Below are 26,108 nucleotides of genomic sequence, written 5' to 3'. Positions count from 1 at the left end.
GGCTAGCTCACAATCCGAGAATGGTGGACGCGATGATGTTGCGCTGTACTTCGTTGCTGCCGCCGTAGATCGACGTCTTGCGGTAGTTGAGGTAATGCGGTGCGCTGAGTTGCGCCCATCCCGGTGAAGCGATGTCCTCGCCGGCGTGGAACGGCAGCGCGTCGTGGCCGGCGACCTCCATGAGGAGTTCGGTAGCCGCCTGCTGTAGTTGGCTGCCACGCAGCTTCAGTACCGAGGATGCGGGGTTGGGCTTGCCGTCGGCCGAGCTCGCGGTGACGCGCATCTGGGTGAGTTCCAATGCCAGCAGCTCGTTTTCGACTTCAGCGAGCCGAGCCGCGAACAGCGGGTCGTCGAGGATGCCGGTGTCGGCGGCATGCCGTTTCACTTCCGCCAGCCGCACCTTGGTTCGGCCGACTCCGGCGATGCCGGTTCGCTCGTTGCCCAGCAGGAACTTCGCGTAAGTCCAGCCCTGGTTTTCCTCGCCGACAAGTTGATCGACGGGTACCCGAACATCCTCGAAGAACACCTCGTTGACCTCGTGGCCGCCGTCGATCAGCTTGATCGGCCGCATCGTGATCCCGGGGGTGTCCAGGTCGATCAGCAGAAACGAAATCCCGGCCTGTTTCTTGGGGGCCTGCGGGTCGGTGCGCACCAAACAGAAGATCCAGTCGGCGTATTGGCCCAGCGTGGTCCACGTCTTCTGCCCATTGACCACGTAGCTGTCGCCGTCACGTTGCGCGGTGGTGCGCAACGAGGCCAGATCGGAGCCGGCTTCCGGCTCGGAAAAACCTTGGCACCACCAGATATCGAGGCTGGCGGTCGGCGGCAAAAAGTGCTTCTTGATGTCGTCGGAGCCGAATTCGGCGATCACGGGACCGACCATCTTGGCGTTGAAGTTCAGCGGCTCCGGCACGCCGGCCAGTTGCATCTCGTCGAGCCAGATCTGGTGTTGGGTTGGCGTCCAGTCCTTGCCGCCCCACTCGACGGGCCAGTTGGGCACCGCGAGCCCGTGGTCGTTCAAGATCTTGTGGCTGGTAGCGATGTCATCGCGGGTGGGCGGCAGGCCGGCTCGCGTCCGCTCCCGGATCTCGGCCGGGATTTCGGTGGTGTAGAAGGTGCGAAGCTCGTCGCGGAAGGCTGCTTCGTCTTCGGTGAGAGCCAGCTGCATGACGGCCTCCTTCAAACGGTCAACGACGGGAGCGAACCGGCGGTTCTGTCCTGCACGTTAGGCGGCCACTGTCGTCAACCACTCACCGGGTGCCGCAGCCGGGTTGCCGAGACGTCAGCGCCGGCGACGCGAGCGCCGACGCCACCAGAACATGCTGACCACGGTCGCGCCGGCAACGGATGCCACCGCCACAAGCGACGGTTTCGCGGCGGCCCGGGCCCTGCCGGCGACGTCGAACTTGTCCGACAGCGCTCCCACCGTGTCACCGAGTTCGCCGCGGGTGTGCTCGATATCGGACTGGATCTCGCTGATGGCGGCGTTGGGCCCGGGCTCGGGGCGCTCAGCTTCGGCCATGGCGGGCGGCTTTCACTTCTTGGACGTCTTTTTTCACGTTGGCGACGGTTTGCGGCGCCGCGGGGCTCGCCTTCTCGGCTTGGCTCTTGCTGACCAGGGCCGCCGCCCCGGCCGCGAGGAGCAGCGCCGCGCCCACGATCAGCGCGGCCGCCCAAGCGGGCAGTGCCAGGGCCACCGCGGCGATTGCGGCGGCGATCAAGCTGGCCGCCCCGAAGAACGCCAGCAGACCGGCTGCCGTGAAGAGACCGGCACCTGCGCCGGCATGCTTGGCGGATTGCTGGAATTCCTTTTGCGCCAGGCGCATTTCGTCTCGGACGAGCCGTGACAGCTGCGACGAGAGCTGAGCCATCAGCTCACCGGTCGATGCCTCCGACTTCGGTTTTGCTTCTAGACTCATCGGGTTACCTCCATGCGGGATGCTTCCCGGCTGCGCCGGGTTTGCTGTCCGTTCGGCTACCCACCGCAGGGGCGGCCAAACTTCTCCACAGTCCGGGTTTGCTCCACAACCGGCGATCAGCCGCTCTGCGCCGCGACGGTGATGACGGCCTTCGCGCCTACGGTCGGCGCATGCGAACAGAACTGCCCGCGCAGCGGCTGCACCGACGCCTCGCTACTCAGCCTGACGGCGACAGCCGCGCCGATGTCGTCGACGACACCGCGCACGACGGTGACCCGAACTCGCTGCTGCCGCGCTGGCTCCCGGACGGCTCGGCTCATACCGGTGCGGGCTGGCTGGCCCGGATACGCGCCGACCCGGGTCGCGCCGGTGTCATCGCATTGGCGGCCATCGCCGCTCTTGCGGTGTTGGTCACGGTGTTCACCGTGTTGCGCAACCGGCCCGCGCCGGTCATGTCAGCCAAATTGCCTCCGGTTGAGATGGTTTCGTCGGCCAGCCGCAGCCCCACTGCCAGTCCTTCGCCGAAAGCGGATCAACCGGTGGTCGTCAGCGTAGTGGGCCTGGTGCACAAACCCGGGCTGGTCACTTTGGCCCCCGGTGCCCGCATCGCCGACGCGCTGAGCGCCGCCGGCGGTGCAATGGACGGCGCCGACACCATCGGGCTAAATATGGCGCGCCAGCTGGGCGACGGCGAGCAGATCGTCGTCGGCATCGCGCCGGCCAAAGGCCAACCCGCGGCGCTGGGCAGCTCGGTGACGTCGGGAACGCCGGGCACCCCGGTGACATCAAGCAAGCCGGGATCGGCATCGCCTAAACCCGGGGAAGTGATCGACCTCAACACCGCGACGGTGCAGCAGCTCGACACCCTGCCCGGCATCGGGCCGGTGACAGCCGCCGCGATCGTGGCTTGGCGCGAGGCCAACGGCAAGTTCACCAGCGTTGACCAGCTCGCCGAAGTGGACGGCATCGGCCCGGCCCGGCTCGAAAAGCTGCGACCCCTCGTCCGTGTCTGAGACCAGTGCTGGAGGCCGGCGCCGATTCAGCCTCGGCGCGGCTGGACGTGCGCCTGGTCCCGGCCGCGCTGAGCAGCTGGCTCGTCACCGCCGCCGGGATCATCTGGCCCGTCGGCACGGTCGCCGCGTTGACATGCGTTGTGCTGGTGGCCTTCTCCGGTGCGCTCTGCTGGCACGCGGCAATTCGTCAGGGACCACAATGGGCTCGCACGGTCGGTGTGTGCCTGCTGGGCAGCGGTGTGGTGGGCGCCGGCTTCGGGTTCGCGATCGCACTGCGCGCCGAAGCGGTCGATCACCACCCGATCACTGCGGCGTTCGCGCATGCCGTACCGGTGACCGTCACACCCAACGAAAGCGCGATATCGGTTGGCCACGGCCGGCTGCTGTTTCGCGCCACCCTGGAGCGCCTGGCAGACCATGAAATGTCCGGTCGGGTGGTGGTTTTCGCGCCGGTAACCGATTTCGGCGAGGTGATGGTGGGCCAGCCGGTGCGTTTCACCGCACGGATTACCCGTCCCACCCGGCGGGACCTGACAGTCGCGGCGCTCACCGCGACGGGAAGGCCGACGATGGGCCAAGCCGGAGCGGTGCATCGGGCGGCGCATGTTGTCCGCGAGAGGTTCGCAGCTGCTGCCCGGGAAGCACTGCCCGCACCGCAGGCCGCCATGCTGCCTGCGCTGGTCCTCGGCGACACATCGGCGGTCACGGCGATGACCGGCCAGGAATTTCGTGCGGCTGGGCTGACGCACTTGACGGCGGTATCGGGAGCCAACGTCACGATCGTGTGCGGGGCGGTGCTGTGCTGCGCACGGCTGATCGGCCCGCGGTCGGCGGTGGGACTGGCCGCGATCGCCTTGGTGGTGTTCGTGATCGTGGTGCAGCCGACGGCCAGCGTGTTGCGTGCGGCGGTGATGGGCGCCATCGCGCTGCTGGGCATGCTGTCTTCGCGGCGACGACAAGCGATCCCGAGCTTGTCGGCCGCGGTGTTGGTATTGATGCTTGCTGCTCCCCAGCTCGCCGTCGACGTGGGCTTTGCCTTGTCCGTGGTTGCGACGGCGGCGCTGGTGGTGATCGCGCCGGTCTGGTCTCGGCGGATGGTGTCGCGCGGCTGGCCCAAGCCGCTCGCGGACGCGGTTGGTATCGCGTGCGCGGCGCAGTTGGTCACCGCGCCGCTGGTGGCCGGGATCTCCGGGCGCGTCAGCCTGGTGGCCGCAGCGGCCAATCTTGCTGCGGCGCCGGTGATCGCACCGATCACCGTGCTGGGCACCGCGGCGGCCACGCTCGGCATGTGCTGGCCGGCGGGGGCAGAACTGCTGATCCGGTTCACCGGTCCCGAGCTGTGGTGGGTGCTGAACGTCGCGCACTGGGCGGCCGGTGTGCCGGCCGCGAGCCTGCCCGTTCCTGCGGGCGTGGCCGGCGCCGTGGTGGTCGGCGTGTGCGCCGTGTTGGTCGTCGCCCTGTGGCGGTGGCGGTGGTTCCGGGCGGCCGCCGGGGTTGCCGTGGTGTGCCTTGTCGCGTGGGCGTTGTCGGGGCTCCTGTCCGGCGCGTCGGTGTCGGCTGGTCGTGACACGATCGTGGGGTGAGCTCACCGGTTTCGCCGTTACACCTGGTGCTGGGCGACGAAGAATTGCTGGTCGAGCGCGCCGTCGCGGCGATACTGCGATCGGTGCGCGAGCACGCCGGCACCGACGATGTGCCGGTGAGCCGGGTGCGCGCCGGCGATGTCGATGCCTACGAGCTCGCCGAGCTGCTCAGCCCGTCGCTGTTCGCCGACGAGCGAGTGGTCGTGCTGGAAGCCGCCGGCGAGGCGGGCAAGGACGCAGCCACCCTCATCGCCACCGCCGCTGCCGACATCCCGCCGGCAACCGTGCTGGTGGTGGTGCATTCCGGCGGTGGGCGAGCCAAATCACTGGCAAGCCAACTGCGCGACCTCGGCGCCGAAGTTCACCCCTGCGCCCGCATCATCAAAGCCAGCGAACGCGTCGACTTCGTTCGTGGCGAATTCCGCTCGCTGGACGTGCGGGCCGACGAGCAGACGGTCACCGCGCTGCTCGACGCGGTGGGCTCAGACGTGCGCGAACTGGCGTCAGCCTGCTCGCAGTTGGTCGCCGACACAGGGGGCCATGTCGACGTCGCGGCGGTGCGGCGCTACCACAGCGGCAAGGCGGAAGTGAAGGGCTTCGACATCGCCGACAAAGCTGTGACCGGCGATGTGGCGGGAGCAGCTGAGGCGCTCCGCTGGGCGATGATGCGCGGTGAGCCGCACGTGGTACTCGCTGACGCGCTGGCCGAAGCCGTGCACACCATCGCCCGGGTCGGGCCGGCCCCCGCAAGCGGGAGGTACCCCCCATCCGGCGACCCGTATCGGCTGGCGGCGGAGCTCGGGATGCCGCCGTGGCGGGTGCAGAAAGCCCAGCGACAGGCACGGCACTGGTCGCGCGACACGGTGGCGACGGCGATCAAACTGGTTGCGGCGCTGAACGCCGACGTCAAGGGGGCCGCCGCGGACGCGGACTACGCGCTGGAAGCCGCGGTCAGAAAGGTCGCCGAGCTCGCCCGGTGAGTCGGGCGGACGTCAGATCTTGTTGTACGCGCGCGCCAGGGCCGACTTCTTGTTCGCTGCCTGGTTTTTGTGGATCACGCCCTTGCTGGCAGCCTTGTCCAGCTTGCGGCCGGTCGCCACCAGCAACTCCGCGGCCTTGTCTTTCTCACCGGCCTCGGCAGCCTCACGGAACCTGCGGATCGCCGTGCGAACCGACGACTTCACCGACTTGTTGCGCAGTCGCCGGCGCTCATTGGTGCGGTTGCGCTTCGCCTGCTGCTTGATGTTGGCCACGCGCTAGTTCCTTCGTCGTTCTCGGCGGGTTTGTGGAAGTCAACGTTTGCCCAGGTTGCTGGGCAGCGACGAGCCAGGGTATCAGTCAGCGGGGCACTCTCTCAAAGCGGAGCGCCTTGGCCTGCGGAAACCGCCGCAGTGGTGCAGCATATTTCAGTGGGCGTTCGCACCCTGTCCGTCGAGACCAGGCGGAACTCGCGCAGCCAAACGCGCCCGTCGAAGCGCTACCAGCGCATCTTCGACGGCTACGACAACGCGGGCAGCTACGCGAACGCCTTCGACGAGATGTTCGACTCCCAAGGCAACGTCCGGGCCCCGTACCGCGGCGTCTACGCCGAACTTGCCCCGTCCGACGCCTCCGAACTCGAGGCGCGCGCTGAGGCGCTGGGTCGCGCATTCGTCGACCAGGGCATCACGTTCTCACTGTCGGGCCAGGAGCGGCCGTTTCCGCTCGACCTGATCCCGCGGGTGATTTCAGCCGCCGAGTGGGCGCGGCTCGAGCGCGGCATCACCCAGCGCGTCAAGGCGCTGGAGATGTATCTCGACGACATCTACGGCGACCAAGAAATCTTGCGCGACGGCATCATCCCACGGCGGCTGGTGACGTCCTGTCAGCACTTTCACCGCCAAGCAGCCGGCATCGTCCCACCCAATGGCGTACGCATCCACGTCGCCGGCATCGACTTGATCCGCGATCAGCGCGGCAACTTCCGTGTCCTCGAAGACAACCTGCGCTCGCCGTCGGGGGTCTCGTACGTGATGGAGAACCGCCGCACCATGGCGCGGGTCTTCCCGAACCTGTTCGCCACCCACCGGGTGCGCGCGGTCGACGACTATGCCGCGCATCTGCTGCGGGCGCTACGGAAGTCGGCGGCCACCAACGAGGCCGACCCCACGGTCGTCGTGCTCACCCCGGGGGTGGCCAACTCCGCGTACTTCGAGCACTCGCTGCTGGCCCGGCAGATGGGCGTCGAACTCGTCGAAGGCCGCGACCTGTTCTGCCGCGACAACCAGGTCTACATGCGCACGACCGAAGGCGAACGCCAGGTCGACGTGATCTACCGGCGCATCGACGACGCCTTCTTGGACCCGCTGCAGTTCCGCCCGGACTCGGTACTCGGGGTGGCCGGGCTGCTCAACGCCGCCCGCGCCGGCAACGTGGTGATTTCCAGCGCCGTCGGCAACGGGGTCGGCGACGACAAATTGGTCTACACCTATGTGCCGACGATCATCGAGTACTACCTCGGCGAGAAACCCCTGCTGGCCAACGTGGACACGTTGCGGTGCTGGCTGGACGACGAGCGCGAGGAAGTGCTCGACCGCATCGGCGAGCTCGTTGTCAAGCCCGTCGAGGGTTCCGGCGGATACGGCATCGTCTTCGGCCCGGAGGCCTCCGCGCAGGAATGCGCGGCGGTAGCCAAAAAGATCCGTGACGATCCGCGCGGCTGGATCGCGCAACCGGTGATGCAGCTGTCGACGGTGCCGACCCGGGTGGGAAACAAACTCGCGCCCCGCTACGTCGACCTGCGGCCCTTCGCGGTCAACGACGGCGACGAGGTGTGGGTCTTGCCTGGCGGTCTGACGCGCGTCGCCCTGCAGGAGGGCTCCCTGGTGGTCAACTCCAGCCAGGGCGGGGGTTCGAAGGACACCTGGGTCCTGGCGCCGCGCGCATCGCTGCTCGACCGCGAGCTGGGCGCGGCTGAAATCGTCCGGTCGCTGCCGCAGCCGGCCCCCGCGCCGGACGGCGACACCGCGACCGACGGATCCGCGTCGCCGCACCGCCAGCAGCCGGTGCGCCAGCCGCCGGATCAGCAGTCGCAGCAACAGTAAAGGCGGGATGGGCGATGCTGGCACGAAACGCCGAAGCGCTGTACTGGATCGGCCGCTACGTCGAACGCGCCGACGACACCGCACGCATTCTCGACGTCAGCGTGCACCAGCTGCTCGAAGACTCCAGCGTCGACCCTGACCACACCTCTCGGGTACTGCTGCAAGTGCTCGCGATCGAGCCACCGCAGACCCAGTTGGACGTGTGGTCGCTGACTGATCTGGTGGCGTTTCGCCGCAACACCCAAGGCGGCTGCTCGATCGTCGACGCGATCTCAGCTGCCCGGGAGAACGCGCGCTCGGCGCGGGAAGTGACGTCCACCGAGATCTGGGAATGCCTCAATACCACCTACAACGCCCTAGCCGAACGTGAACGGGCAGCCAAACGCTTTGGGCCGCATGACTTCTTGTCCTTCATCGAAGGCCGCGCCGCGATGTTCGCAGGGCTGGCGGACTCGACGCTGTCCCGTGACGACGGCTACCGCTTCATGATGCTGGGCAGGGCGATCGAGCGGGTGGACATGACGGTGCGGCTGCTGCTTTCGCGGGTGGGGGACAGCGCGTCGTCGCCGGCATGGGTGACGGTTTTGCGCTCGGCCGGCGCGCACGACACCTACCTGCGCACCTACCGCGGAGTGTTGGACGCGAACCGGGTGGTCGAATTCATGTTGCTCGACCGGCTTTTCCCGCGCTCGATCTTCTTCTCCCTGAAACTGGCCGAACACAACCTTGACGAACTGCAGCACCGCCCGCACAGCCGGATCGGAGCCACCGCGGAAGCGCAGCGGCTGCTCGGCCGGGCCCGCAGCGAACTCGAATTCCTGCAACCCGGTGCACTGCTCGAGTCGTTGGAGACCCGGCTGGCCGGCCTGCAGAACACCTGCCGGGAAGTCGGAGAAGCGTTGGCGCTGCAGTACTTTCATGTGGCGCCGTGGGTGGCGTGGTCCGATGTCGGCCAACGTGGTCCGCGGTCCGCATCGCGCGGGACGACCTGATGTGGCGGATGCGGGTGGTGCACACCACCGGCTACGCCTATCCGTCGCCGGTGACTGCGTCGTACAACGAAGCCCGGCTCACGCCGCGGTCGGACCCACGGCAAAACGTCATCCTCAACCGTGTCGAGACGGTGCCGGCCACCCGGTCATATCGCTACGTCGACTACTGGGGAACCGCGGTGACCGCATTCGATCTGCATGCCCCGCACACCCAACTCACCGTGACGTCGTCGTCGATTGTCGAGACCGATCGTCCCGAGCCGCCGACCGAGAAAATCACGTGGCCGGAGCTACAAACCGAAGCGGTGATCGATCGGTTCGACGAGGTGCTCAGCCCGACCGGATACACGCCGGCAAGCAAACGCGTAGCCGCCGTGGGCAGGCGGATCGCCAAATACCACGAGCCCGCCGACGCGGTGGTCGCCGCAGCACAGTGGGTGCGCAGCGAACTGGAATACCTTCCGGGAAGCACGGGCGTGCATTCCTCCGGGCTCGACGCGCTGCGCGACGGTAACGGCGTATGCCAAGACTTCGCGCACCTGTCGTTGATTGCTTTGCGCAGCATGGGAATTCCCGCCCGCTACGTCTCGGGCTACCTGCATCCGGAGCGGGAACCCGGGATCGGCGACAGGGTGGATGGTCAGACTCACGCGTGGATTCAGGCCTGGACGGGGGTGTGGTGGGACTACGACCCGACCAACTACGCCGAAATCAACGAGCAGTACGTCAGCGTGGGGGTAGGCCGCGACTACTCGGACGTGTCCCCGCTGAAAGGCATCTACTCCGGTGAGGGAGCCACCGACCTCGACGTGATCGTCGAAATCACCCGCCTGGCTTAGCCGCTGCCGGGCATATCGTTCCTGGAATGAACGACTCGTCTGCAGAGCGGTCGGCTCGGGCCGGCAGGCACGGTGGGCCGCTGCTGGTGCTGCTCGCCGCGGGGTGTTTGGTGCTGCTGTTCGGCGGGCTGGCTATCGCAGTTGCGCTGGGCGGGCTGATGCCCCTGCCTTACGGGCCGCCGGGGCCCATCCTGAACTATGTGCGCGCCGAACCGGTGGCGATACAGGCCGGCGCGGTTGGAGCGTTCGCGTCGTCGGTGCCGTTGGCGATCTACGCGGCAACGGCCGGTGCCCGGTTGCGTCAGCTCGGCGCGTCCGCATCGGCGGCGACGCTCACGCTGGCCGCAGGCACCGTGGCGGCGGCAGCGTTGGGCCTGACCGGTTTGCTGGCCTGGACGCTGTCGCGACCGGACGTCAGCGCCGACCCCGCCTTGGTCAGAGCCCTATATTTCCTGGTGTTCCTGGTCGGCGGGCCCGGGCACATTGTGGCCCTCGGGCTGCTCGTCGCTGGCATCGCGGTACCTGCGCTGGCCCTGGGATTGCTGCCGAAGCCGCTGGCCTGGGTGGGGCTGGCCATCGCGGTCGTCGCCGAAGCCGCCACGCTGGTCCTGGTTTGGCCCGGTCTGGGTGTGATCTTGCCCGTCGCGCGTGTTCTGGCGTTGCTGTGGCTGCTGGTCGCTGGCGCGATGCTGCCGCCGCGCCGCGCGCCGGTGGCCGTGGACCATCCCGCCAACCACACGGCGGGCGCATAGCCGTCACGACCGCGGTGCAATCTCGACGCGGTGCAGGTCGTCGCCGAGCTCGATGCGTCCATCGAACTCCGCCGCAGCCAGCGCCCGCCATTGTTCTTCCTGGCCTGGCGCGATGCCCGGCACGTAGTGGGTCAGGATCAGCGTGCGGACCCCGGCACGGGTGGCGGTCGCGGCGGCCTCCTGAACCGACGAGTGGTAATCGCAAATGTCCTTGATCCGCTGCTGCGGCAACAGCTCGACGATGTCTTTACGAAGCACGGTGTGCACCAACGCATCTGCATCGCGGGCCAGCTCATCCAGGCTGTCGCACGGCACGGTGTCGCCGGCCAGAACAACCGCAGCGCCCCCCGATTCGATCCGGAACCCGATCGTCGGCGCAACCGGACGGTGATCGGTGGGCGCTACCCGGATCGCCACGCCGCCGCGGTCCCACACCACGCCCTCGGTGTGTTCGCCGACTTCCACTGCAGGCGGCGCGGTCAGGTCAGCGTGGTGGGCAAGCCGATAGCCGATGTCGTGCCCGAACGCCGTCAGCGTCGCCTCGACCACATCGGACGTGCCGGGCGGTCCGATGATCGGCAGCGCAGCCGGATCGGGTCCGAAGGTCGTGACCCAACGCGTGATCAGAACGTCGCCCAGATCGGCGATGTGGTCGCTGTGCAGGTGGGTGAGCAGCAGAGCCGTCAAACCGTTGGCGCCCACGTCGATTGCGGCGGCACGCTGCAGGACTCCTCGGCCGCAGTCGACGAGGAAGAGCTGTCCGTCCGCACGCACCAGCGTCGACGGGCCGGCGCGGTTGGGATCCGGGATCGGGCTTCCGGTGCCCAGCAGGGTGATCTCGATCATGGCGCCATCCGTCGTAGTTCCAGGGCAAGCGCATGCAGCGTCTTCTAGGTATGGCACAGACTGCGGTCCGTTCGAAACCGATTCGCTGCTTTCACGCCGAGCAAGATCGCCGTAGCCTGGTGTGAACCAGCTCACAACCGGCGGGAGGCTTCGATGCGGATTCGGGACGTGTTGCGGAACAAGGGCGCGGCGGTCGTGACCATCAATCCCGATGCCACGGTGACCGAGCTGCTGGCCGCGTTGGCCGAGCATAATATCGGCGCGATGGTCGTCGTCGGGCCTGACGGCCTGGAAGGCATCGTGTCCGAACGTGATGTCGTGCGCGAACTTCACACCCATGGCGCCCGGGTGCTCGCGTGGCCGGTATCGAAAATCATGACATCGGTGGTCGCCACCTGCACCAAGGCCGACACTGTCGACGCGATCAGCGCGCTGATGACAAAAAACCGGGTCCGGCACGTGCCGGTGCTGGAAAACGGCAAGCTGGCCGGCATCGTCAGCATCGGCGACGTCGTCAAGACCCGCATCGACGAGCTGGAAGCTGAGCACGCGCAGCTGCAGTCCTACATCACCCAGGGCTGACCGCCGAGCGTGCGCTTGAGTCACGGTCCGCGCCGCGGAAGTGTGCGGTAAGTCCACACTCGGCGCAGAAAAGCGATCAGCTCCAGGAGTACTCGGCGCGCAGACGGGCGGCGACCACCTCGAAGATCTCCGGCTCCAAAATCGCGCCCTCGCGGCGAATGCTCTCCTCGGGCACGTCGAGCACCCGGTCGAGGCGAACCCAGCTCGGTCGGCCCGCCTCATCCCAGCTCCCGGCCCCGATGCCCACCCAGTTCGGGTCGTGGGCGTGGCTTTCCTGGCTGGAGAGCATCAGTCCGAGCAACGTTCGGCGATCACGTCCCACGACCAGCACCGGGCGGTCTTTGCCGCGGGTCGGGTCCTCCTCGTAAACCACCCAGGTCCACACGATTTCGCCCGGATCGGCACGCCCGTCCAGGTTCGGCGCATAGACGAGCTTGCGTGCCCGATGCGCGGTGGGCACACTGCGGCTGGTCACCGGCCGGCCCTGGGTGACGGCGGCCGGCGGTTGCGCGATGCTGCCGATGATGGCGTCCATCCCGACCTTGATGCCGCGCTGTATGCCCCGTTGCATGGTCGGCGAATTCTGCAGCTGGCGGATGAATTTCGGGGCCTCGTTAAATACCAGGTTCTCCGCCATCCGCTGCAACGTCTTCCACTGCGACTTCCGCGGGGAGGCCATGTGGGCCAGCATAGGCTCGCCGGATTGGGTCGTCGTTGCCTTGCCTCGATACCCTGGAGCTACCCGCGCAGCGCCGCGTAACCGCACGTCGACCAGGAGATTCCCATCAGCAGTTTCGCCGACCAGACTTTCACCGCGCCGGCGCAGATCAGGAATTTCTGCATCATCGCCCACATCGACCACGGCAAATCCACCCTGGCGGACCGGATGCTGCAGCTCACCGGCGTGGTCGACGAACGGTCCATGCGCGCCCAGTACCTGGACCGGATGGACATCGAACGCGAACGCGGGATCACGATCAAGGCCCAAAACGTGCGGCTGCCCTGGCGGGTGGGCGACACCGAGCACGTCCTGCACCTGATCGACACCCCCGGCCACGTCGACTTCACCTACGAGGTGTCCCGCGCGCTGGCGGCCTGCGAGGGTGCGGTGCTGCTGGTGGACGCCGCGCAGGGCATCGAGGCGCAGACGCTGGCCAACCTGTACCTGGCGCTGGACCGCGACCTGGTGATCATCCCGGTGCTCAACAAGATCGACCTGCCCGCCGCCGACCCGGACCGCTATGCGGCCGAAATCGCCCACATCATCGGCTGCGAGCCGGGCGATGTCTTACGGGTGTCCGGCAAGACCGGTGAGGGCGTGGCCCAGCTGCTCGACGAGGTGGTCAAGCAGGTGCCGCCGCCGACCGGCAACCCCGACGCGCCGACTCGGGCGATGATCTTCGACTCGGTCTACGACACCTACCGCGGCGTGGTCACCTACGTCCGGGTGGTCGACGGCAAGATCACCCCGCGCGAGCGGATCGCGATGATGTCCACCGGAGCCACCCACGAGCTGCTCGAGGTGGGCATCGTCTCACCGGAACCCAAGCCCACCGCAGGACTCGGCGTGGGGGAAGTGGGTTATCTGATCACCGGGGTGAAGGACGTCCGCCAGTCCAAGGTCGGCGACACCGTCACGACGTCGCGCCACGGCGCCACCGAACCGCTCACCGGTTACCGCGAACCCAAGCCGATGGTGTACTCGGGCCTGTATCCGGTCGACGGCTCCGAGTACCCGGCGTTGCGCGATGCGCTGGACAAGTTGCAGCTCAACGACGCTGCGCTCGCCTACGAGCCGGAGACGTCGGTGGCGCTGGGCTTCGGATTCCGTTGCGGCTTTTTGGGATTGCTGCACATGGAGATCACCCGGGAGCGGCTCGAACGCGAATTCGACCTCGATTTGATCTCGACTTCGCCTAACGTCGTGTACCGGGTCATCAAGGATGACGGGACGGAGGTCCAGGTGACCAACCCGTCGGACTGGCCGTCGGGCAAGATCCGCACCGTCTACGAACCCGTGGTGAAGATCACCATCATCGCGCCCAGCGAGTTCATCGGCACGATCATGGAGCTGTGCCAGTCGCGCCGCGGCGAGCTCGGCGGCATGGACTATCTGTCACCCGAACGTGTCGAGCTGCGCTACCGCATGCCGTTGGGTGAGATCATCTTCGACTTCTTCGACGCGCTGAAGTCGCGGACGCGCGGCTACGCCAGCCTGGACTATGAAGAGGCTGGCGAGCAGGAAGCCGAACTGGTCAAGGTCGACATCCTGCTGCAGGGCGAACCGGTCGACGCGTTCAGCGCGATCGTGCACAAGGACGCGGCGGCCGCCTACGGCCACAAAATGACCGCGAAGCTCAAAGAACTCATTCCGCGCCAGCAGTTCGAGGTGCCCGTGCAGGCGGCGATCGGCTCGAAAATCATTGCTCGGGAAAACATTCGGGCGATCCGTAAAGACGTGCTGTCGAAGTGCTACGGCGGGGATATCACCCGCAAGCGCAAACTGCTGGAAAAGCAGAAGGAAGGCAAGAAGCGGATGAAGACGATCGGACGGGTCGACGTGCCGCAGGAGGCGTTCGTTGCGGCGCTCTCCACCGACGTCAGCGCCGACAAAACCAAGAAGTAACCGTGCCGGCGACCACGCGCGTCGACTTGACGATCGACGCGAAATTCGTTAGAAGACTCCAACTGCTGTGCACGGCTGGAGGGCGCGAAGGTATGAAAAGGGTCGGGCGCGTCGGAGCGATTGCGGCCTGCGTGATCGCCGCGCTGCTCGCAACCAGCTGCAGCGCCGTCGTCGGCGGCCTAGCGCGTCCGGTCGCCGGGATCGCACCGCGCCCGGTCGTCGGGGTGACCATCGAGCAGGCGCTGCTGGGCAACGTGGAGCTGGAAAAACTGCTCGACCAGTCGGTCAGGACTCTCCAACCGCCCCGCTACGGCGGCGCGACGAAGCTGTTCCACACGTTGGCGCCCGGCCCTAACGATTGCTTAGGTGTACTGGCCGAGATGCAGTCCAGCAGCTACCGCTCCGCTGACGTCCGCGACGTCACCTGGGAAAGTTGGCTGGACGCAAGGACGCCGGCGAAAGTGATCGCCGTCGACGAGGGCGTGGTCGCGCTGCCGACCGCTGCAGAAGCCAACGCACTGTTCGCGGCGTTCGCCGATGAATGGAACCGCTGCAACGGTAGGGCCGCAACCTATCGCGACCAGACGTATCGGATCACCGATGTGCGCGTCGCCGACTCGGTGCTGGCCGCCACCCTGCAGACCTCGCCCACCCCTATCGCACGGGCGATCGGGGTCCGGGTGAATTGCCTTGTCGAGGTCAAGGTTCCGTTCTCCGCCGACGCCCGCTCGACCCCGGGCTCGCCGGCCGGCGATCCGGAAACCAGAGCCATCGAGGTGGCGCGGCTGATGATGGACAAGATCAGCGATTTGAGCTGAGGCCGTCCGGCGCTACATCGGAGCGTTGGCCGGGTGGAAAACCCCGGTGCTGTCGGCTTCTTCCTCGGCGCGGATGACGTGGACCACCGCATTGATCAACGCCAGGTGGGTGAACGCCTGCGGGATGTTGCCCAGGTGCCGGCCGGTACGTGGCTCGAGCTCCTCGGCGTAGAGATACAGCGGGCTGGCGAACGACAACAGCCGCTCACACAAATGCTTGGCTCGGCTGACTCCCCGATCTCGACCAGCGCTGAAACCAGCCAGAACGAGCAGATGGTGAAGGTGCCCTCCTCGCCGGTGAGCCCGTCGTCGGTCTCCTCGACGCGGTAGCGCAGCACCAGGCCTTGCTCGGTGAGGTGGTCGGCGATGGCCAGCACAGTGGCGCGCACCCGCGGGTCGTCCGGCGGCAGGAACCGGTTCAGCACCACCAAGAGCAGCGAAGCATCCAGCGCATCGCTTCCGTAGGACTGGGTGAACACGCCGTCAGAGTTGACCCCGTGTTTGAGGATGTCGGCCTTGATCTCGTCGGCGATCGCACGCCACTTCTGGGCGTACGCCGTCTCACCCTGGCGCGCGGCCAGTTTGGTGCCGCGGTCGAGCGCCACCCAGCAAGCCACCTTCGACGACATGAAGTGCTGCGGTTCGCCGCGAACCTCCCAGATCCCCCGGTCGGGCTCGCGCCAGTGCTTGATCGCCTCTTCCACCTGCGCCTTGAGCACCGGCCACAGCGTCTCGGGGACCTGCTCACGGGATCGGGAGTGCAGGTAGAACGAGTCGAGAAGGTTGCCCCAAATGTCGTGTTGGTCCTGGTTGTAGGCGCCGTTGCCGATACGGACCGGGCGCGCGTGGTCGTAGCCGGAGAGATGGTGCAGCTCTTCTTCTTCGAGGGTGCGCTCCCGCCGACGCCGTACATCACCTGCAGCGGGTGGCGTTCACCGTTGTTGGCGCCGGAGACGTCGGCGATGAACGAGAAGAAATCGTCGGCCTCGCGGTCCAGGCCCAGGGTGTAAAGGCCCCACAACGCGAACGTCGAGTCGCGGATCCACGCGTAGCGGTAGTCCCAATTGCGTTGCCCGCGAGGGGATTCCGGGAGCGACGTGGTGCTGGCCGCCAGCAGCGCGCCGGTGGGGGAGTAGGTCAGGCCTTTCAGTGTCAGCGCGCTGCGTTGCAGGTATGCCCGCCAGGGGTGGTCGGGGAAGTTGCCGATGTTGATCCATTGCCGCCAGCATCCGGTGGTCTGCCACATCTTTTCGGCGGCGTCGGCGTAGGTCTGCGGCGCCGGGTGCTTGGACCAGCTCAAGGCGACGAACACGTCATCGCCTTCTTTCAGCCGGGTGCGGGCCCGTGCTTCTCGGCCCTCCAACCCGATGCGCAGATTGGTGGTCAGCCGAAGTGTCGGGTGAGCGTCGGAATCCGTTTTCGCCCGCGCGACGGCCTCGCCGTAGGCGGCCGCCGAGTATTCCCACGTCGCGCCGATGCGGTGGTAGTCGAACGCCGGCTCGCAGCTCATCATCAGCTCGACCGTGCCGATCTGGAAATAGCCTTTCCGCGGGATCACGACCAGCGCCTTTGCCGGTCCGATGCGGGGCAGGAACGAAAACTGGGCGGGCCCTTCATGTGGCAGCCGAAACCACCACGCGTCGAAGTTCACCGGGTACTCGCGCCCGGTCAGTCCTGCCGCTTGCCGGACGGTGGACCGGCGACCGTCGCAGCCCACGGTCAGTTCGGCACGTAGCTCACCGGTCCCGTCGCGATCTCGATAGCGCACACCGGTCACCCGGTTGCCCTCCCGCAGCAGTCCGGTGGCTTCGGTGTTCATCCGCAGGGTGAAGCTCGCCTCGGTTTGGGCGGCTTCGGTGAGCAGGTTCAGCAGGTCCCATTGCGGCACCATCGCGATAAACATCGATGAGGTTACGTTGGTTTAGCACGCTGCGGCGAATAGGGTGAGCCCGGTGGACGGGTTCCTGAGTTGGTGGGACGGCGTCGAGCTGTGGCTCTCCGGGCTCGGCTTCGTGCTGCAGACCATCGTGGTGATGCCCGTCGTGCTGCTGCTGGCCTACCTCATCGCCGTGGTGCTCGACGAGATGCTGGGCCGCGGCATCCGGCTGATGCGCCGCGCTCGCCATGACGAGGATCCCCGATGACCGGCAAAACCGGGCTGCCCCGCTCCCAGGTGACCTTGATTTTGATCGTGCTGGTGGTCCTGGTGATCGTCACGTGGCTGTTGACGCGCTGACCTAGCGCGAACGGCGAGCGGGCAGCCACATTCTGTTAGGCTTCGCGCCATGCACGCGGCGTCCGGCAATCGAGAGTGCTACGTCTTGGCACTCATTGCCGTGGGTGATTGCGCTGTGAGCGATGTTCACTGTTGTCGCTGACCTCCTACCCGCGCGCGGTGTGGTCTCGAGCCTTTGGGAAGTCGCTACGGACTGATTCTTCGAAACCGCAGCACCCTTCCCGCAGCGTGGGACTCGTTGAGCAGAAACCGCACGGAAAGGCCGCCAATGTCTGACACCGCCGGATGCGTCCGACGCTGGCAGCTTGCGGTCGCATTTGCGGTGACCGCGAGTGTGGTTGCGGCGTGTCATGGTGGCGCCAGCGACGTCGTCGGCGGTGCAGCGGACAATGCGCACACCAGCATCACCCTGGTCGCTTATTCCGCGCCCGAACCCGGGTGGAGCAAGGTGATTCCGGCGTTCAACGCTTCCGAAGAGGGCAAGGGCGTGCAGGTGATCACCTCGTACGGCGCATCCGGAGACCAGTCCCGCGGTGTTGTCGACGGGAAGCCGGCGGACTTGGTGAACTTCTCGGTCGAACCCGACATCACCCGACTTGTCAAGGCGGGCAAGGTTTCCAAGGATTGGGACAAAGATGCCACCAAAGGAATCCCGTTCGGGTCGATAGTGACGTTGGTAGTGCGCGCCGGTAATCCGAAGAACATCAAGGATTGGAACGACTTGCTGCGTCCCGGTGTGGACGTCATCACTCCCAGTCCGCTGAGTTCCGGGTCGGCCAAATGGAATCTGCTTGCGCCATATGCCGCCAAAAGCGCCGGCGGCCGGAACGTCCAGGCTGGACTTGATTTTGTCAACAAGTTGGTGAGTGAGCACGTGAAACTTCGCCCGGCGTCGGGGCGGGAAGCCACCGATGTCTTCGTGCAGGGCAGCGGTGACGTGTTGATCAGCTACGAAAACGAAGCGATTGCTACTGAGCGCCAAGGAAAGCCGGTCGAACACGTCAACCCGTCGCAGACCTTCAAGATCGAAAATCCCTTGGCGGTGGTGACCACCACCAGCCACCTTGATACGGCGACCGTGTTCAAGAACTTTCAGTACACCGCGCAGGCGCAACGGCTTTGGGCGCAAGCCGGTTTTCGGCCCGTCGATCCTGCAGTTGCCGCCGAGGTCCGAAACCAGTTCCCAGCGCCGGTGAAGCTGTGGACGATCACCGACCTCGGTGGCTGGGACGTGGTCGACCCGCAGTTGTTCGACAAGAACACCGGCAGTATCACCAAGATCTACATGAAAGCCACCGGATGACGACCACGATCACGCCCGACCCGGAGGCCATCCGCCCGGAAGTCGACTACCACGCGCGCCGGGGGTCGAGCCGACCCGATGTGCTGCACGCCAGCACGTCGCTGCGGGTGGGGGTGGCGGTGGTGTGGCTTTCGATAATCGTGCTGCTGCCGCTGGCCGCGATCAACTGGCAGGCCGTCGGCGGCGGCTGGCGAGCGTTTTGGCTGGCGGTCACGTCGCATGCCGCGCTGGAATCGTTTTGGGTGACGCTGAGCATTTCCGCCGGTGTCACACTGCTGAACCTGCCGTTCGGCCTGCTGGTCGCGTGGGTGTTGGTGCGGGACGACTTTCTAGGCAAGCGGTTCGTCGACGCGGTCATCGACCTGCCGTTCGCGCTGCCCACCATCGTCGCCAGCCTGGTGATGCTGGCGCTCTACGGGCCGCACAGTCCGGTAGGCCTTCATCTGCAGCACACCGCGTGGGGCGTCGGAGTGGCGCTGGCGTTCGTGACGTTGCCGTTCGTGGTGCGGGCGGTGCAGCCGGTGCTGCTCGAAATCGATCGCGAGACTGAGGAGGCGGCTGCGTCGCTAGGAGCCACCAATCCGACGATCTTCACCTCGGTGGTGCTGCCGTCGCTGACCCCGGCGTTGCTATCCGGTGCGGGCCTGGCCTTCTCGCGCGCCATCGGCGAATTCGGCTCGGTGGTGCTGATCGGCGGCGCCGTGCCGGGCAAGACCGAAGTATCCTCGCAGTGGATCCGGACATTGATCGAGAACGACGACCGCACCGGGGCAGCTGCGATATCCATTGTGCTGCTTGCTATCTCGTTCGTCGTGCTATTCATCCTGCGCACCTTCGGGGCGCGGGCAGCGAAACACGAGGAGTTGGCCGCATGACGGTCTCGCCGCGGGTTCGCTACCTCCTCCGCTTTCTGGCGCTCGGTTACGTGTTCGTCTTGGTGATCGTTCCGGTGGCGGTGATCCTGTGGCGAGCGTTCGCACCGGGGTTAGGCCAGTTCTTCGCCTATGTCAGTACCCCGGCAGCGGTGTCGGCGCTGCATCTGTCGCTTTTGGTGGTGGCGATCGTGGTGCCGCTGAACGTGGTTTTCGGCATTCCGACGGCACTAGTATTGGCGCGCGACAAGTTCCGCGGCAAGGGTGTGCTCCAGGCCATCATCGACCTGCCATTCGCGGTTTCGCCGGTGATCGTGGGTGTAGCGCTGATCGTGTTGTGGGGTTCAGCCGGGGTGCTGGGCTTCGTCGAACGAAACGTCGGGCTCAAGATCATATTCGGTCTACCGGGCATCGTGCTGGCCAGTATCTTCGTCACCTTGCCGTTCGTGATCCGTGAAGTCGAACCGGTGCTGCACGAGCTGGGCACCGACCAGGAGGAGGCGGCGGCGACCCTGGGTTCGGCTTGGTGGCAGACGTTTTGGCGGGTGACGTTGCCGTCCATCCGGTGGGGACTGACCTACGGGATCGTGCTGACCATCGCGCGCACGCTCGGCGAATACGGCGCGGTGCTGATGGTGTCCTCGAACCTGCCCGGTACATCGCAGACGCTGACCTTGCTGGTCTCCGACCGCTACAACCGGGGCGCGGAGTACGGCGCGTACGCGCTGTCGACGCTGCTGATGGCGGTCTCCGTGCTGGTCCTGATCTTCCAGGTGGCCCTGGACGCGCGGCGCGCACGAAAGGAAGTGTTATGACTCGCGCCGGCAACGATGCGAAAGCGATGCGATGAGGAGGAGCGGCGCTTATGAATGACGCGATCATTGTGACCGGCGCCTACAAGCGTTACGGCGACTTCGTCGCGCTCGACAACATCGACTTCACCGTGCCCGCCGGTTCGTTGACGGCGCTGCTGGGTCCTAGCGGTTCGGGCAAATCGACGCTGTTGCGGGCCATCGCGGGCCTCGACCAACCCGACAGCGGCACGATCACGATCAACGGCCGCGACGTTACCCGGGTGCCCCCGCAGCGGCGTGGGATCGGGTTCGTGTTCCAGCATTACGCGGCGTTCAAGCATTTGACGGTGCGCGACAATGTGGCGTTCGGGCTGAAGATCCGCAAGCGGCCCAAAGCCGAGATCAGCAAAAAGGTCGACAACCTCCTCGAGGTCGTCGGGCTGAGCGGATTCCAAAACCGTTACCCCAACCAGCTTTCCGGCGGCCAGCGCCAGCGCATGGCGCTGGCCCGCGCACTGGCCGTGGACCCGCAAGTGCTGCTGCTCGACGAGCCTTTCGGTGCGTTGGACGCCAAGGTCCGCGAGGATCTGCGCGCCTGGTTGCGCCGGCTGCACGACGAGGTGCACGTCACCACGGTGCTGGTGACCCACGATCAGGCCGAGGCACTCGACGTGGCCGACCGGATCGCCGTGCTCAACAACGGACGGATCGAGCAGGTGGGCTCGCCGACCGAGGTCTACGACACCCCGGCCAATGCGTTCGTCATGTCGTTCTTAGGCGCGGTGTCCTCGTTGAACGGCACCTTGGTGCGTCCGCATGACATCCGGGTGGGTCGGCGTCCCGATATGCAAATCGCCACCGGTGACGCGGCCGCGGAGGCCACCGGCGTCATTCGGGCCACCATCGACCGGGTGGTGATGCTGGGCTTCGAAGTGCGCGTCGAATTGACCAATGCCGCCAGCGGTGCGCCGTTCACCGCGCAGATCACCCGAGGTGACGCCGAAGCATTGGGTCTGAAGGAGGGTGACACCGTTTACGTCGCACCCACCCGGGTGCCGCCGATTGCCGGCGAGGCGAGCGTGCCGACAGCCGACGCGCTGGCATAGACGTCGGCCTTGCCCGCCGAGATCTGCGTTTTGCAGGCCGCTACTCGAATTTCCGCTGCAGAACGTCGATCTCGGGGACGTTAAGCCGCCAACCGGTCGGCAGCCAGCGCTGCGTCGAAGCGATCCAAGACGGTCTCGGCAACCAGCCGGTGCGCACCGAGTGGGGCGGCCATCGGAATGCCTGCGGTGCAGGCGAACTCGCGTACCCGATCGGTCAATCGTCCGGGCGCCAAGAACCATGGCGCGATCACCAGCCGGCGCGCCCCGCGTCGCCGCAACTCGGCGGCAGCTTCCGCCAACGTCTGCGGCGACGTGGCAAACGCCGTCGTCGCACCTGCCCATCGGGTACCGACCGCCAGCCTGGGCGCCACCGAAGCGGTGCGGGCATTTGCGTCGGCGTGCGAGGAGCCGATGGCCACCACGATCACGCCAAGCTCACTATCGAGCCGGGAAACGCCTGCCGCACTGAGCCTCTCGCGCAGCACCGACACTAGCCGGCCGTCTTCGCCGAGGACCTCGGCCTGGCGTACACCGGCCACACCCGCGATTTGTCGGGGAATGTCGATGCGGGCATGGTAAGCGTCGGCCAACAACAGGGGAGCGACCAGGGCGCCAGGCGTCAGCACGTCGACCAGCCGTGGGCTGTTCAGCTCGCAGAACCCGACGCGCACATCGAGTTCGGACCGCATCCGCCTCAGCTGGCCGGCTACCGCGCGGGCGTTGGCGGCAGAGCGCGGATCTGCGCTGCCGTGCGCGGCCAGTACGAGCGTGGTCACGATGCGTGCAGCCCGCATTCGGTCTTGTTCAACCCCCGCCAGCGCCCGCTGCGCGGATCGGCGCCATCGGCTGGCTTGGCCGTGCAGGGAGCGCAACCAATCGATGGATAGCCCTCGTAGACAAGGGGATTGACCAACACGTCGTGTTCGGCGATGTAGTCGGCCACATCGTCGTCGGTCCAGGCGGCCAGCGGGTTGACCTTCACCAGCTTGAACTGCTCGTCGTAAGTGATGAACGGGGCGTTCGCGCGGGTCGGCGCCTCCACCCGGCGCAGCCCGGTCACCCACGCGGCGTAGCCGCGCAGCGCTTTGGACAGCGGAGCGACCTTACGTAACCGGCAGCACTCGTTGGGATCACGCGCGAACAGGTTCTTGCCCAGCAGCTTATCTTGCTCGGCCACCGTGTGCTCGGGAGTGATGTTGAGCACGTGTATGTCGTAGACGGCCTCGACCGCATCGCGGGTGCCGATGGTTTCCACAAAGTGATAGCCGGTGTCCAAGAACAGCACCGGCACGCCGGGGCGAACCTTGGCGGCTAGGTCGACCAGCACGGCGTCTTGCATGTTGCTGGCCACCACGTAGTTACAGGTCGCCCAGCCTCGTGGCCCGTTGACGCCGCCGAAGGTCTCGTCGGTCCAGCGCAACAGCTCGGTGGCGTCAGCGCCCTCCAGCTCTTTGGCGCCGCGCTCGGCGAGCTCACGCAGCTGTGCCTCGGTCCAGTTCGTCGAATCGCTCATCGCAGATCGTCCTCGTCGGCTCGCATGGCCCACTGTGCGAACCGCTCACCGTCGTTGCGGTGCTTGACGAAGTTGCGCACAACTCGGTCGATGTAGTCGCCCAGCTCGTCGCTGGTGACCTTGTGCTGGCGCAGCTTTCGGCCGAACCCGCTGTCCGCGCCGAGGCTGCCACCCAGATGCACCTGGAATCCCTCCACGGATCCGCCGTGGCCGTCGTCGATCATCTGGCCCTTGAACCCGATGTCGGCGACCTGGATTCGTGCACATGAGTTCGGGCAGCCGTTGATGTTCACCGTGATCGGCACATCAAGCTGGGTGTTGATGTCATCGAGGCGCTTTTCCAGCTCAGGCACCAAAACCTGTGCGCGGCCGCGGGTCTCGGCAAACGACAGCTTGCAGAACTCGATCCCGCTGCAGGCCATCAGGTTCCGGCGCCAGTGCGACGGCCGCGACGGTAGCCCGAGCGCGTCCAGGCCGGCGACCATTTCGTCCAGTTTCTCGTCGGGCACGTCGAGGATGATCAGCTTCTGGTACGCGGTGAACCGGGCCCGGTCCGAGCCGGCGCGCTCCATCAGGTCGGCCACCGCCGACAGTTTGGTGCCGGAGACACGGCCGGCGATCGGGGCGACCCCGACCGCGTTGAGCCCGTTCTTGAGTCGCTGCACCCCGACGTGGTCGATCGGGTGCTTCGCCGGTTCGGGGGCGGGCCCGTCGATCAGCTTGCGGTTCAGGTACTCGGTCTCCAGCACCTGGCGGAACTTCTCGACGCCCCAGTCCTTGATCAAGAACTTCAGCCGGGCTTTGGAGCGCAGTCGTCGGTAGCCGTAGTCGCGGAAGATCGCGGTCACGCCCTCCCACACGTCGGGCACCTCGTCGAGAGGCACCCAGACGCCGACGCGCTGGGCCAGCATCGGGTTGGTCGACAGCCCGCCGCCGACCCACAGGTCTAGGCCCGGCCCATGCTCGGGATGGTGCATCCCGATGAACGACACGTCGTTGATCTCATGCGCGACGTCCTGCAGACCCGAAACCGCGGTCTTGTACTTGCGCGGCAGGTTGGCGTACTCCGGTTTGCCGATGTAGCGGCGGATGATCTCTTCGAGCGCCGGTGTGGCGTCGAGCACCTCGTCGAGCGATTCACCGGCCACCGGCGAGCCGAGCATGCCGCGTGGACAGTCACCGCAGGCCTCGGTGGTCTGCAGGCCGACAGCGGCCAGCCGCTGCCAGATCTCCGGGACGTTCTCGATTTCGAGCCAGTGATATTGCAAATTTTCCCGGTCCGAGATGTCGGCGGTGTCCCGGGCGAACTCCGTCGAGATTTGGCCAAGCGTGCGCAGTGCGGAAGCAGATAACGCTTTGCCGTCGGTGCGCACCCGCATCATGAAGTAGCGGGCCTCGAGCAGGTCGGCGTTCTCGTCGCCGGTCCAGGTCCCGTCGTAGCCTTCGGCACGCTGGGTGTAAAGGCCCAGCCAGCGGAACCGCCCCCGCAGATCGGTCTTGTCGATGCTGTCGAAACCGCGCTTGGAGTAGATGTTTTCGATGCGCGCCCGCACGTTGAGCGGAGCGTCGTCTTTCTTGAGCTGCTCGGTGGCGTTCAGCGGCTCCCGGTAGCCCAGCGCCCACTGGCCTTCGCTGCGGCCCTTGGAACGAGGGGGGCTGGGACGGGGAGTGGTCATTCGCGGGTTCTCCTTCGCGGAGGTGCCGGCCTGGACCGCGCAGATCACGGGAGGCTGTCCCGGCGGCGCAGATCCGGCGGCCAGCTGGAAGTACAGGTGGGCGGGTCTACGACATCAAGGCCAGACAGCGACAGCTGCAGACACGCTTGAGATCGACGTGCCGACGCGCCACCAACGGAATACGAAACGGGCTGTGATGGGCGACGGTCACCCGGCCATTGTGCCATACCAGCTGGCGAGCCCGGCGACCAGGGATAACTTTGCATCACAGTGAGCAAAACTACGCCGGACCGCTGAATCGCAGGTGAACGGTTCCCGCGAATCTCCTGGAAGGGTCCGTTGTAGTAGCTCCGGGAGCGGGCTGCGGGCCCCCGGCCGACTCCTGCACCTCGCCTGGCTTGCTGACTTTGACGCGCGAGAAAATTCGCCGCGTGTCGGTCGCAGAAGCGGGGGCTGTAGCGAGTCAGGATGTTCTGACCACGCATAGGTTAGGCGATCGAATTGGAATCTCCCGGAGATGCCGCATCGGCTGGTCTCCACGAGTCAGCCGCGGAATCCACTGCCGATGACGGTGGCACTCGCCGCCGGGGGCGCGCACCGGTCCGCTTGCTCGCCGCTGCTGCGCTGATTGCCGTGCTCGCCGGGGCCGGCAGCGGGGGGTGGCTGCTGTATCAACGACACGAGAAGGATGTTGCCGCCCAGCAGGCGCTGAGTGCCGCCGAGAACTTCGTCGTCATGCTGACCAGCGTCGACAGCAACACCCTCGACAAGCACGTGGCCGATGTCCTCGACGGCTCGACCGGTGACTTCAGTGAGAAGTACGCCAAAACCGTCAGCGGGCAACACCATCAACACGTCGTCGAAAACAAGGTGACGACGCACGGGAAGGTCGTCGAATCGGCCGTTAAATCCGTCAGCGCGAACAAAGTCCAGGTTCTGCTCATGGTGGATCAGTCAGTGACGAGCTCGGCTAACCCGGAGCCGTATATCGATCGCAGCCGCGTCAAGGTGACCATGCAGAAGGTCAACGGTCGGTGGCTGGCCAGCGATGTGGAGCTGTTATGAGGACCTGGTGCACCCTGTCGGCCGCAGCATCGATCGCCGGATCGGTCATGGCAACATCAACCGCTTTGTTGACCGGTAGTGCGCACGCGGATGGGGTCAACTGGGAGGCCATCGCGCAATGCGAATCCGGCGGGAACTGGGCGGCCAATACCGGCAACGGTGACTATGGCGGTCTGCAGATCAGCCTGCGCACGTGGGATGCCAATGGGGGCGCTGCGTTATCCCCGTTACCGTCGACCGCCACGCCGCAAGAACAGGTTCTGGTGGCGCAGCGAATCATGGCCACCCAGGGGCCCGGAGCCTGGCCGAGATGCGCATCCTGTAGCCAGGACGAAGCGCCGGTGGGTTCTCTGACGCATCTCCTGACATTTATGTCGCGCCAGACCGGCGGGTGCCGGGGGTCGTCGCGCGCAGTCGAAGATGGAATAGCGTAACCGCTGGTGCGTGGCTGAGGACCGGCCTTGGCCGGCTCGCTATGTGATGATGGGGT

28 protein-coding genes and 2 pseudogenes are annotated in these 26,108 nt (G+C 66.4%); 18 read left to right on the top strand and 12 right to left on the bottom strand.

From position 1 onward, the window contains the following. Positions 1-7: 7 nt before the first annotated feature. The 3 genes from G6N15_RS00590 to G6N15_RS00580 form a co-directional block, all read right to left on the bottom strand. Positions 8-1,168: an acyl-CoA dehydrogenase family protein gene (locus G6N15_RS00590; protein ID WP_083084415.1), complete on the bottom strand. Its 1,161-nt coding sequence runs from the start codon at positions 1,166-1,168 to the stop codon at positions 8-10. A 114-nt stretch (positions 1,169-1,282) separates the two neighbouring features. Continuing rightward, entirely contained in the window at positions 1,283-1,522 is a 240-nt protein-coding gene (locus tag G6N15_RS00585; RefSeq protein ID WP_083084418.1) for a DUF3618 domain-containing protein, read from the bottom strand. Further along, on the bottom strand, positions 1,509-1,919 hold the full coding sequence (locus G6N15_RS00580) for a phage holin family protein (protein ID WP_083084421.1): 411 nt from the start codon (positions 1,917-1,919) through the stop codon (positions 1,509-1,511). Before G6N15_RS00580 ends, G6N15_RS00585 begins: the two co-directional genes overlap by 14 nt. A gap of 170 nt (positions 1,920-2,089) precedes the next feature. Between G6N15_RS00580 and G6N15_RS00575 the strand changes: the two genes are divergently transcribed. The 3 genes from G6N15_RS00575 to holA are packed head-to-tail and all read left to right on the top strand — an operon-like array spanning position 2,090 to position 5,495. Continuing rightward, positions 2,090-2,932: a ComEA family DNA-binding protein gene (locus G6N15_RS00575; RefSeq protein WP_083084424.1), complete on the top strand. Its 843-nt coding sequence runs from the start codon at positions 2,090-2,092 to the stop codon at positions 2,930-2,932. A 5-nt stretch (positions 2,933-2,937) separates the two neighbouring features. Then, complete coding sequence (locus G6N15_RS00570) at positions 2,938-4,515, top strand: ComEC/Rec2 family competence protein (RefSeq protein WP_139797672.1); 1,578 nt, start codon at positions 2,938-2,940, stop codon at positions 4,513-4,515. Further along, entirely contained in the window at positions 4,512-5,495 is a 984-nt protein-coding gene (holA, locus tag G6N15_RS00565; protein ID WP_083084427.1) for a DNA polymerase III subunit delta, read from the top strand. The genes G6N15_RS00570 and holA overlap by 4 nt, the downstream gene beginning before the upstream one ends. A gap of 12 nt (positions 5,496-5,507) precedes the next feature. Here the strand turns inward: holA and rpsT are convergent, their stop codons facing one another. Next, positions 5,508-5,768 carry a 30S ribosomal protein S20 gene (gene rpsT / locus G6N15_RS00560; RefSeq protein ID WP_083084429.1) on the bottom strand — a complete coding sequence of 87 codons (261 nt, stop codon included), beginning with the start codon at positions 5,766-5,768 and terminating at the stop codon, positions 5,508-5,510. A 171-nt stretch (positions 5,769-5,939) separates the two neighbouring features. Between rpsT and G6N15_RS00555 the strand changes: the two genes are divergently transcribed. Genes G6N15_RS00555 through G6N15_RS00540 form a run of 4 tightly spaced genes read left to right on the top strand, consistent with a single transcriptional unit; the run spans position 5,940 to position 10,181 of the window. Then, on the top strand, positions 5,940-7,598 hold the full coding sequence (locus G6N15_RS00555; RefSeq protein WP_139797680.1) for a circularly permuted type 2 ATP-grasp protein: 1,659 nt from the start codon (positions 5,940-5,942) through the stop codon (positions 7,596-7,598). Positions 7,599-7,612: 14 nt separating this feature from the next. After that, the gene (locus G6N15_RS00550; RefSeq protein WP_083084431.1) at positions 7,613-8,590 is read left to right on the top strand and encodes an alpha-E domain-containing protein; all 978 of its coding nucleotides are present in this window, start codon (positions 7,613-7,615) and stop codon (positions 8,588-8,590) included. Then, positions 8,590-9,429, top strand: a complete 840-nt coding sequence (locus G6N15_RS00545) for a transglutaminase family protein (protein ID WP_083084433.1) — start codon at positions 8,590-8,592, stop codon at positions 9,427-9,429. Before G6N15_RS00550 ends, G6N15_RS00545 begins: the two co-directional genes overlap by 1 nt. Before the next feature lie 26 nt (positions 9,430-9,455). Further along, positions 9,456-10,181: a hypothetical protein gene (locus tag G6N15_RS00540; protein ID WP_179961768.1), complete on the top strand. Its 726-nt coding sequence runs from the start codon at positions 9,456-9,458 to the stop codon at positions 10,179-10,181. A 3-nt stretch (positions 10,182-10,184) separates the two neighbouring features. On the opposite strand, the gene G6N15_RS00535 is transcribed toward G6N15_RS00540, so the two are convergent. Beyond that, positions 10,185-11,027: a ribonuclease Z gene (locus G6N15_RS00535; RefSeq protein ID WP_083084435.1), complete on the bottom strand. Its 843-nt coding sequence runs from the start codon at positions 11,025-11,027 to the stop codon at positions 10,185-10,187. A 153-nt stretch (positions 11,028-11,180) separates the two neighbouring features. Between G6N15_RS00535 and G6N15_RS00530 the strand changes: the two genes are divergently transcribed. Further along, positions 11,181-11,609, top strand: coding sequence for a CBS domain-containing protein (locus G6N15_RS00530; RefSeq protein ID WP_083084436.1), 429 nt, complete (start codon positions 11,181-11,183; stop codon positions 11,607-11,609). 76 nt (positions 11,610-11,685) lie between these two features. Here G6N15_RS00530 and G6N15_RS00525 read toward each other — a convergent pair whose 3' ends face one another. Together G6N15_RS00525 and G6N15_RS23685 are read right to left on the bottom strand one after the other, a co-directional pair. Continuing rightward, positions 11,686-12,288 carry a type II toxin-antitoxin system PemK/MazF family toxin gene (locus tag G6N15_RS00525; protein WP_179961767.1) on the bottom strand — a complete coding sequence of 201 codons (603 nt, stop codon included), beginning with the start codon at positions 12,286-12,288 and terminating at the stop codon, positions 11,686-11,688. A 59-nt stretch (positions 12,289-12,347) separates the two neighbouring features. After that, the gene (locus tag G6N15_RS23685; protein WP_372506470.1) at positions 12,348-12,482 is read right to left on the bottom strand and encodes a hypothetical protein; all 135 of its coding nucleotides are present in this window, start codon (positions 12,480-12,482) and stop codon (positions 12,348-12,350) included. On the opposite strand from G6N15_RS23685, the gene lepA reads away from it, so the two are divergent. Together lepA and G6N15_RS00515 are read left to right on the top strand one after the other, a co-directional pair. After that, complete coding sequence (lepA, locus tag G6N15_RS00520) at positions 12,436-14,235, top strand: translation elongation factor 4 (protein WP_372506474.1); 1,800 nt, start codon at positions 12,436-12,438, stop codon at positions 14,233-14,235. The genes G6N15_RS23685 and lepA overlap by 47 nt on opposite strands. Positions 14,236-14,327: 92 nt before the next feature. Further along, entirely contained in the window at positions 14,328-15,053 is a 726-nt protein-coding gene (locus G6N15_RS00515) for a sensor domain-containing protein (protein WP_139797673.1), read from the top strand. A gap of 12 nt (positions 15,054-15,065) precedes the next feature. Here the strand turns inward: G6N15_RS00515 and G6N15_RS00510 are convergent. Together G6N15_RS00510 and G6N15_RS00505 are read right to left on the bottom strand one after the other, a co-directional pair. Further along, positions 15,066-16,581, bottom strand: a pseudogene (locus G6N15_RS00510) (glycoside hydrolase family 15 protein); the annotation flags it as partial. Positions 16,582-16,632: 51 nt separating this feature from the next. After that, positions 16,633-16,944: pseudogene (locus tag G6N15_RS00505) on the bottom strand (FAD-dependent monooxygenase); the annotation flags it as partial. A 52-nt stretch (positions 16,945-16,996) separates the two neighbouring features. On the opposite strand from G6N15_RS00505, the gene G6N15_RS00500 reads away from it, so the two are divergent. The 6 genes from G6N15_RS00500 to G6N15_RS00480 all read left to right on the top strand — a co-directional run bounded on the left by G6N15_RS00500 (position 16,997) and on the right by G6N15_RS00480 (position 21,364). Further along, on the top strand, positions 16,997-17,197 hold the full coding sequence (locus G6N15_RS00500; RefSeq protein WP_232070318.1) for a hypothetical protein: 201 nt from the start codon (positions 16,997-16,999) through the stop codon (positions 17,195-17,197). A gap of 141 nt (positions 17,198-17,338) precedes the next feature. Next, on the top strand, positions 17,339-17,431 hold the full coding sequence (locus G6N15_RS23680; RefSeq protein ID WP_369407271.1) for an Ms4533A family Cys-rich leader peptide: 93 nt from the start codon (positions 17,339-17,341) through the stop codon (positions 17,429-17,431). Positions 17,432-17,557: 126 nt separating this feature from the next. Then, positions 17,558-18,592, top strand: a complete 1,035-nt coding sequence (locus G6N15_RS00495) for a sulfate ABC transporter substrate-binding protein (RefSeq protein ID WP_083084441.1) — start codon at positions 17,558-17,560, stop codon at positions 18,590-18,592. After that, complete coding sequence (gene cysT, locus G6N15_RS00490; protein WP_083084443.1) at positions 18,589-19,467, top strand: sulfate ABC transporter permease subunit CysT; 879 nt, start codon at positions 18,589-18,591, stop codon at positions 19,465-19,467. The genes G6N15_RS00495 and cysT overlap by 4 nt, the downstream gene beginning before the upstream one ends. Beyond that, positions 19,464-20,279 carry a sulfate ABC transporter permease subunit CysW gene (gene cysW, locus G6N15_RS00485; protein ID WP_083084446.1) on the top strand — a complete coding sequence of 272 codons (816 nt, stop codon included), beginning with the start codon at positions 19,464-19,466 and terminating at the stop codon, positions 20,277-20,279. Before cysT ends, cysW begins: the two co-directional genes overlap by 4 nt. Before the next feature lie 50 nt (positions 20,280-20,329). Next, entirely contained in the window at positions 20,330-21,364 is a 1,035-nt protein-coding gene (locus tag G6N15_RS00480; protein ID WP_083084448.1) for a sulfate/molybdate ABC transporter ATP-binding protein, read from the top strand. An 80-nt stretch (positions 21,365-21,444) separates the two neighbouring features. Here G6N15_RS00480 and G6N15_RS00475 read toward each other — a convergent pair whose 3' ends face one another. Genes G6N15_RS00475 through G6N15_RS00465 form a run of 3 tightly spaced genes read right to left on the bottom strand, consistent with a single transcriptional unit; the run spans position 21,445 to position 24,553 of the window. Continuing rightward, positions 21,445-22,140 carry a sirohydrochlorin chelatase gene (locus G6N15_RS00475; protein ID WP_179961766.1) on the bottom strand — a complete coding sequence of 232 codons (696 nt, stop codon included), beginning with the start codon at positions 22,138-22,140 and terminating at the stop codon, positions 21,445-21,447. Continuing rightward, positions 22,137-22,877 carry a phosphoadenylyl-sulfate reductase gene (locus tag G6N15_RS00470; RefSeq protein ID WP_083084453.1) on the bottom strand — a complete coding sequence of 247 codons (741 nt, stop codon included), beginning with the start codon at positions 22,875-22,877 and terminating at the stop codon, positions 22,137-22,139. The genes G6N15_RS00475 and G6N15_RS00470 overlap by 4 nt, the downstream gene beginning before the upstream one ends. Then, on the bottom strand, positions 22,874-24,553 hold the full coding sequence (locus G6N15_RS00465) for a nitrite/sulfite reductase (RefSeq protein ID WP_083084621.1): 1,680 nt from the start codon (positions 24,551-24,553) through the stop codon (positions 22,874-22,876). Before G6N15_RS00465 ends, G6N15_RS00470 begins: the two co-directional genes overlap by 4 nt. A 501-nt stretch (positions 24,554-25,054) precedes the next feature. Here G6N15_RS00465 and G6N15_RS00460 point away from each other — a divergent pair. Beyond that, positions 25,055-25,618 (top strand): hypothetical protein, encoded by a 564-nt coding sequence (locus G6N15_RS00460; RefSeq protein ID WP_139797674.1) that lies wholly within the window; start codon positions 25,055-25,057, stop codon positions 25,616-25,618. 47 nt (positions 25,619-25,665) lie between these two features. Further along, positions 25,666-26,052: a transglycosylase family protein gene (locus G6N15_RS00455; RefSeq protein ID WP_232070317.1), complete on the top strand. Its 387-nt coding sequence runs from the start codon at positions 25,666-25,668 to the stop codon at positions 26,050-26,052. The last annotated feature ends 56 nt before the right edge of the window (positions 26,053-26,108 follow it).

This window comes from Mycobacterium noviomagense (assembly GCF_010731635.1).
GTDB lineage: Bacteria > Actinomycetota > Actinomycetes > Mycobacteriales > Mycobacteriaceae > Mycobacterium > Mycobacterium noviomagense.
Note: the sequence above shows the minus strand (reverse complement) of the source record. Positions and strands in the feature narration are given on the sequence as shown.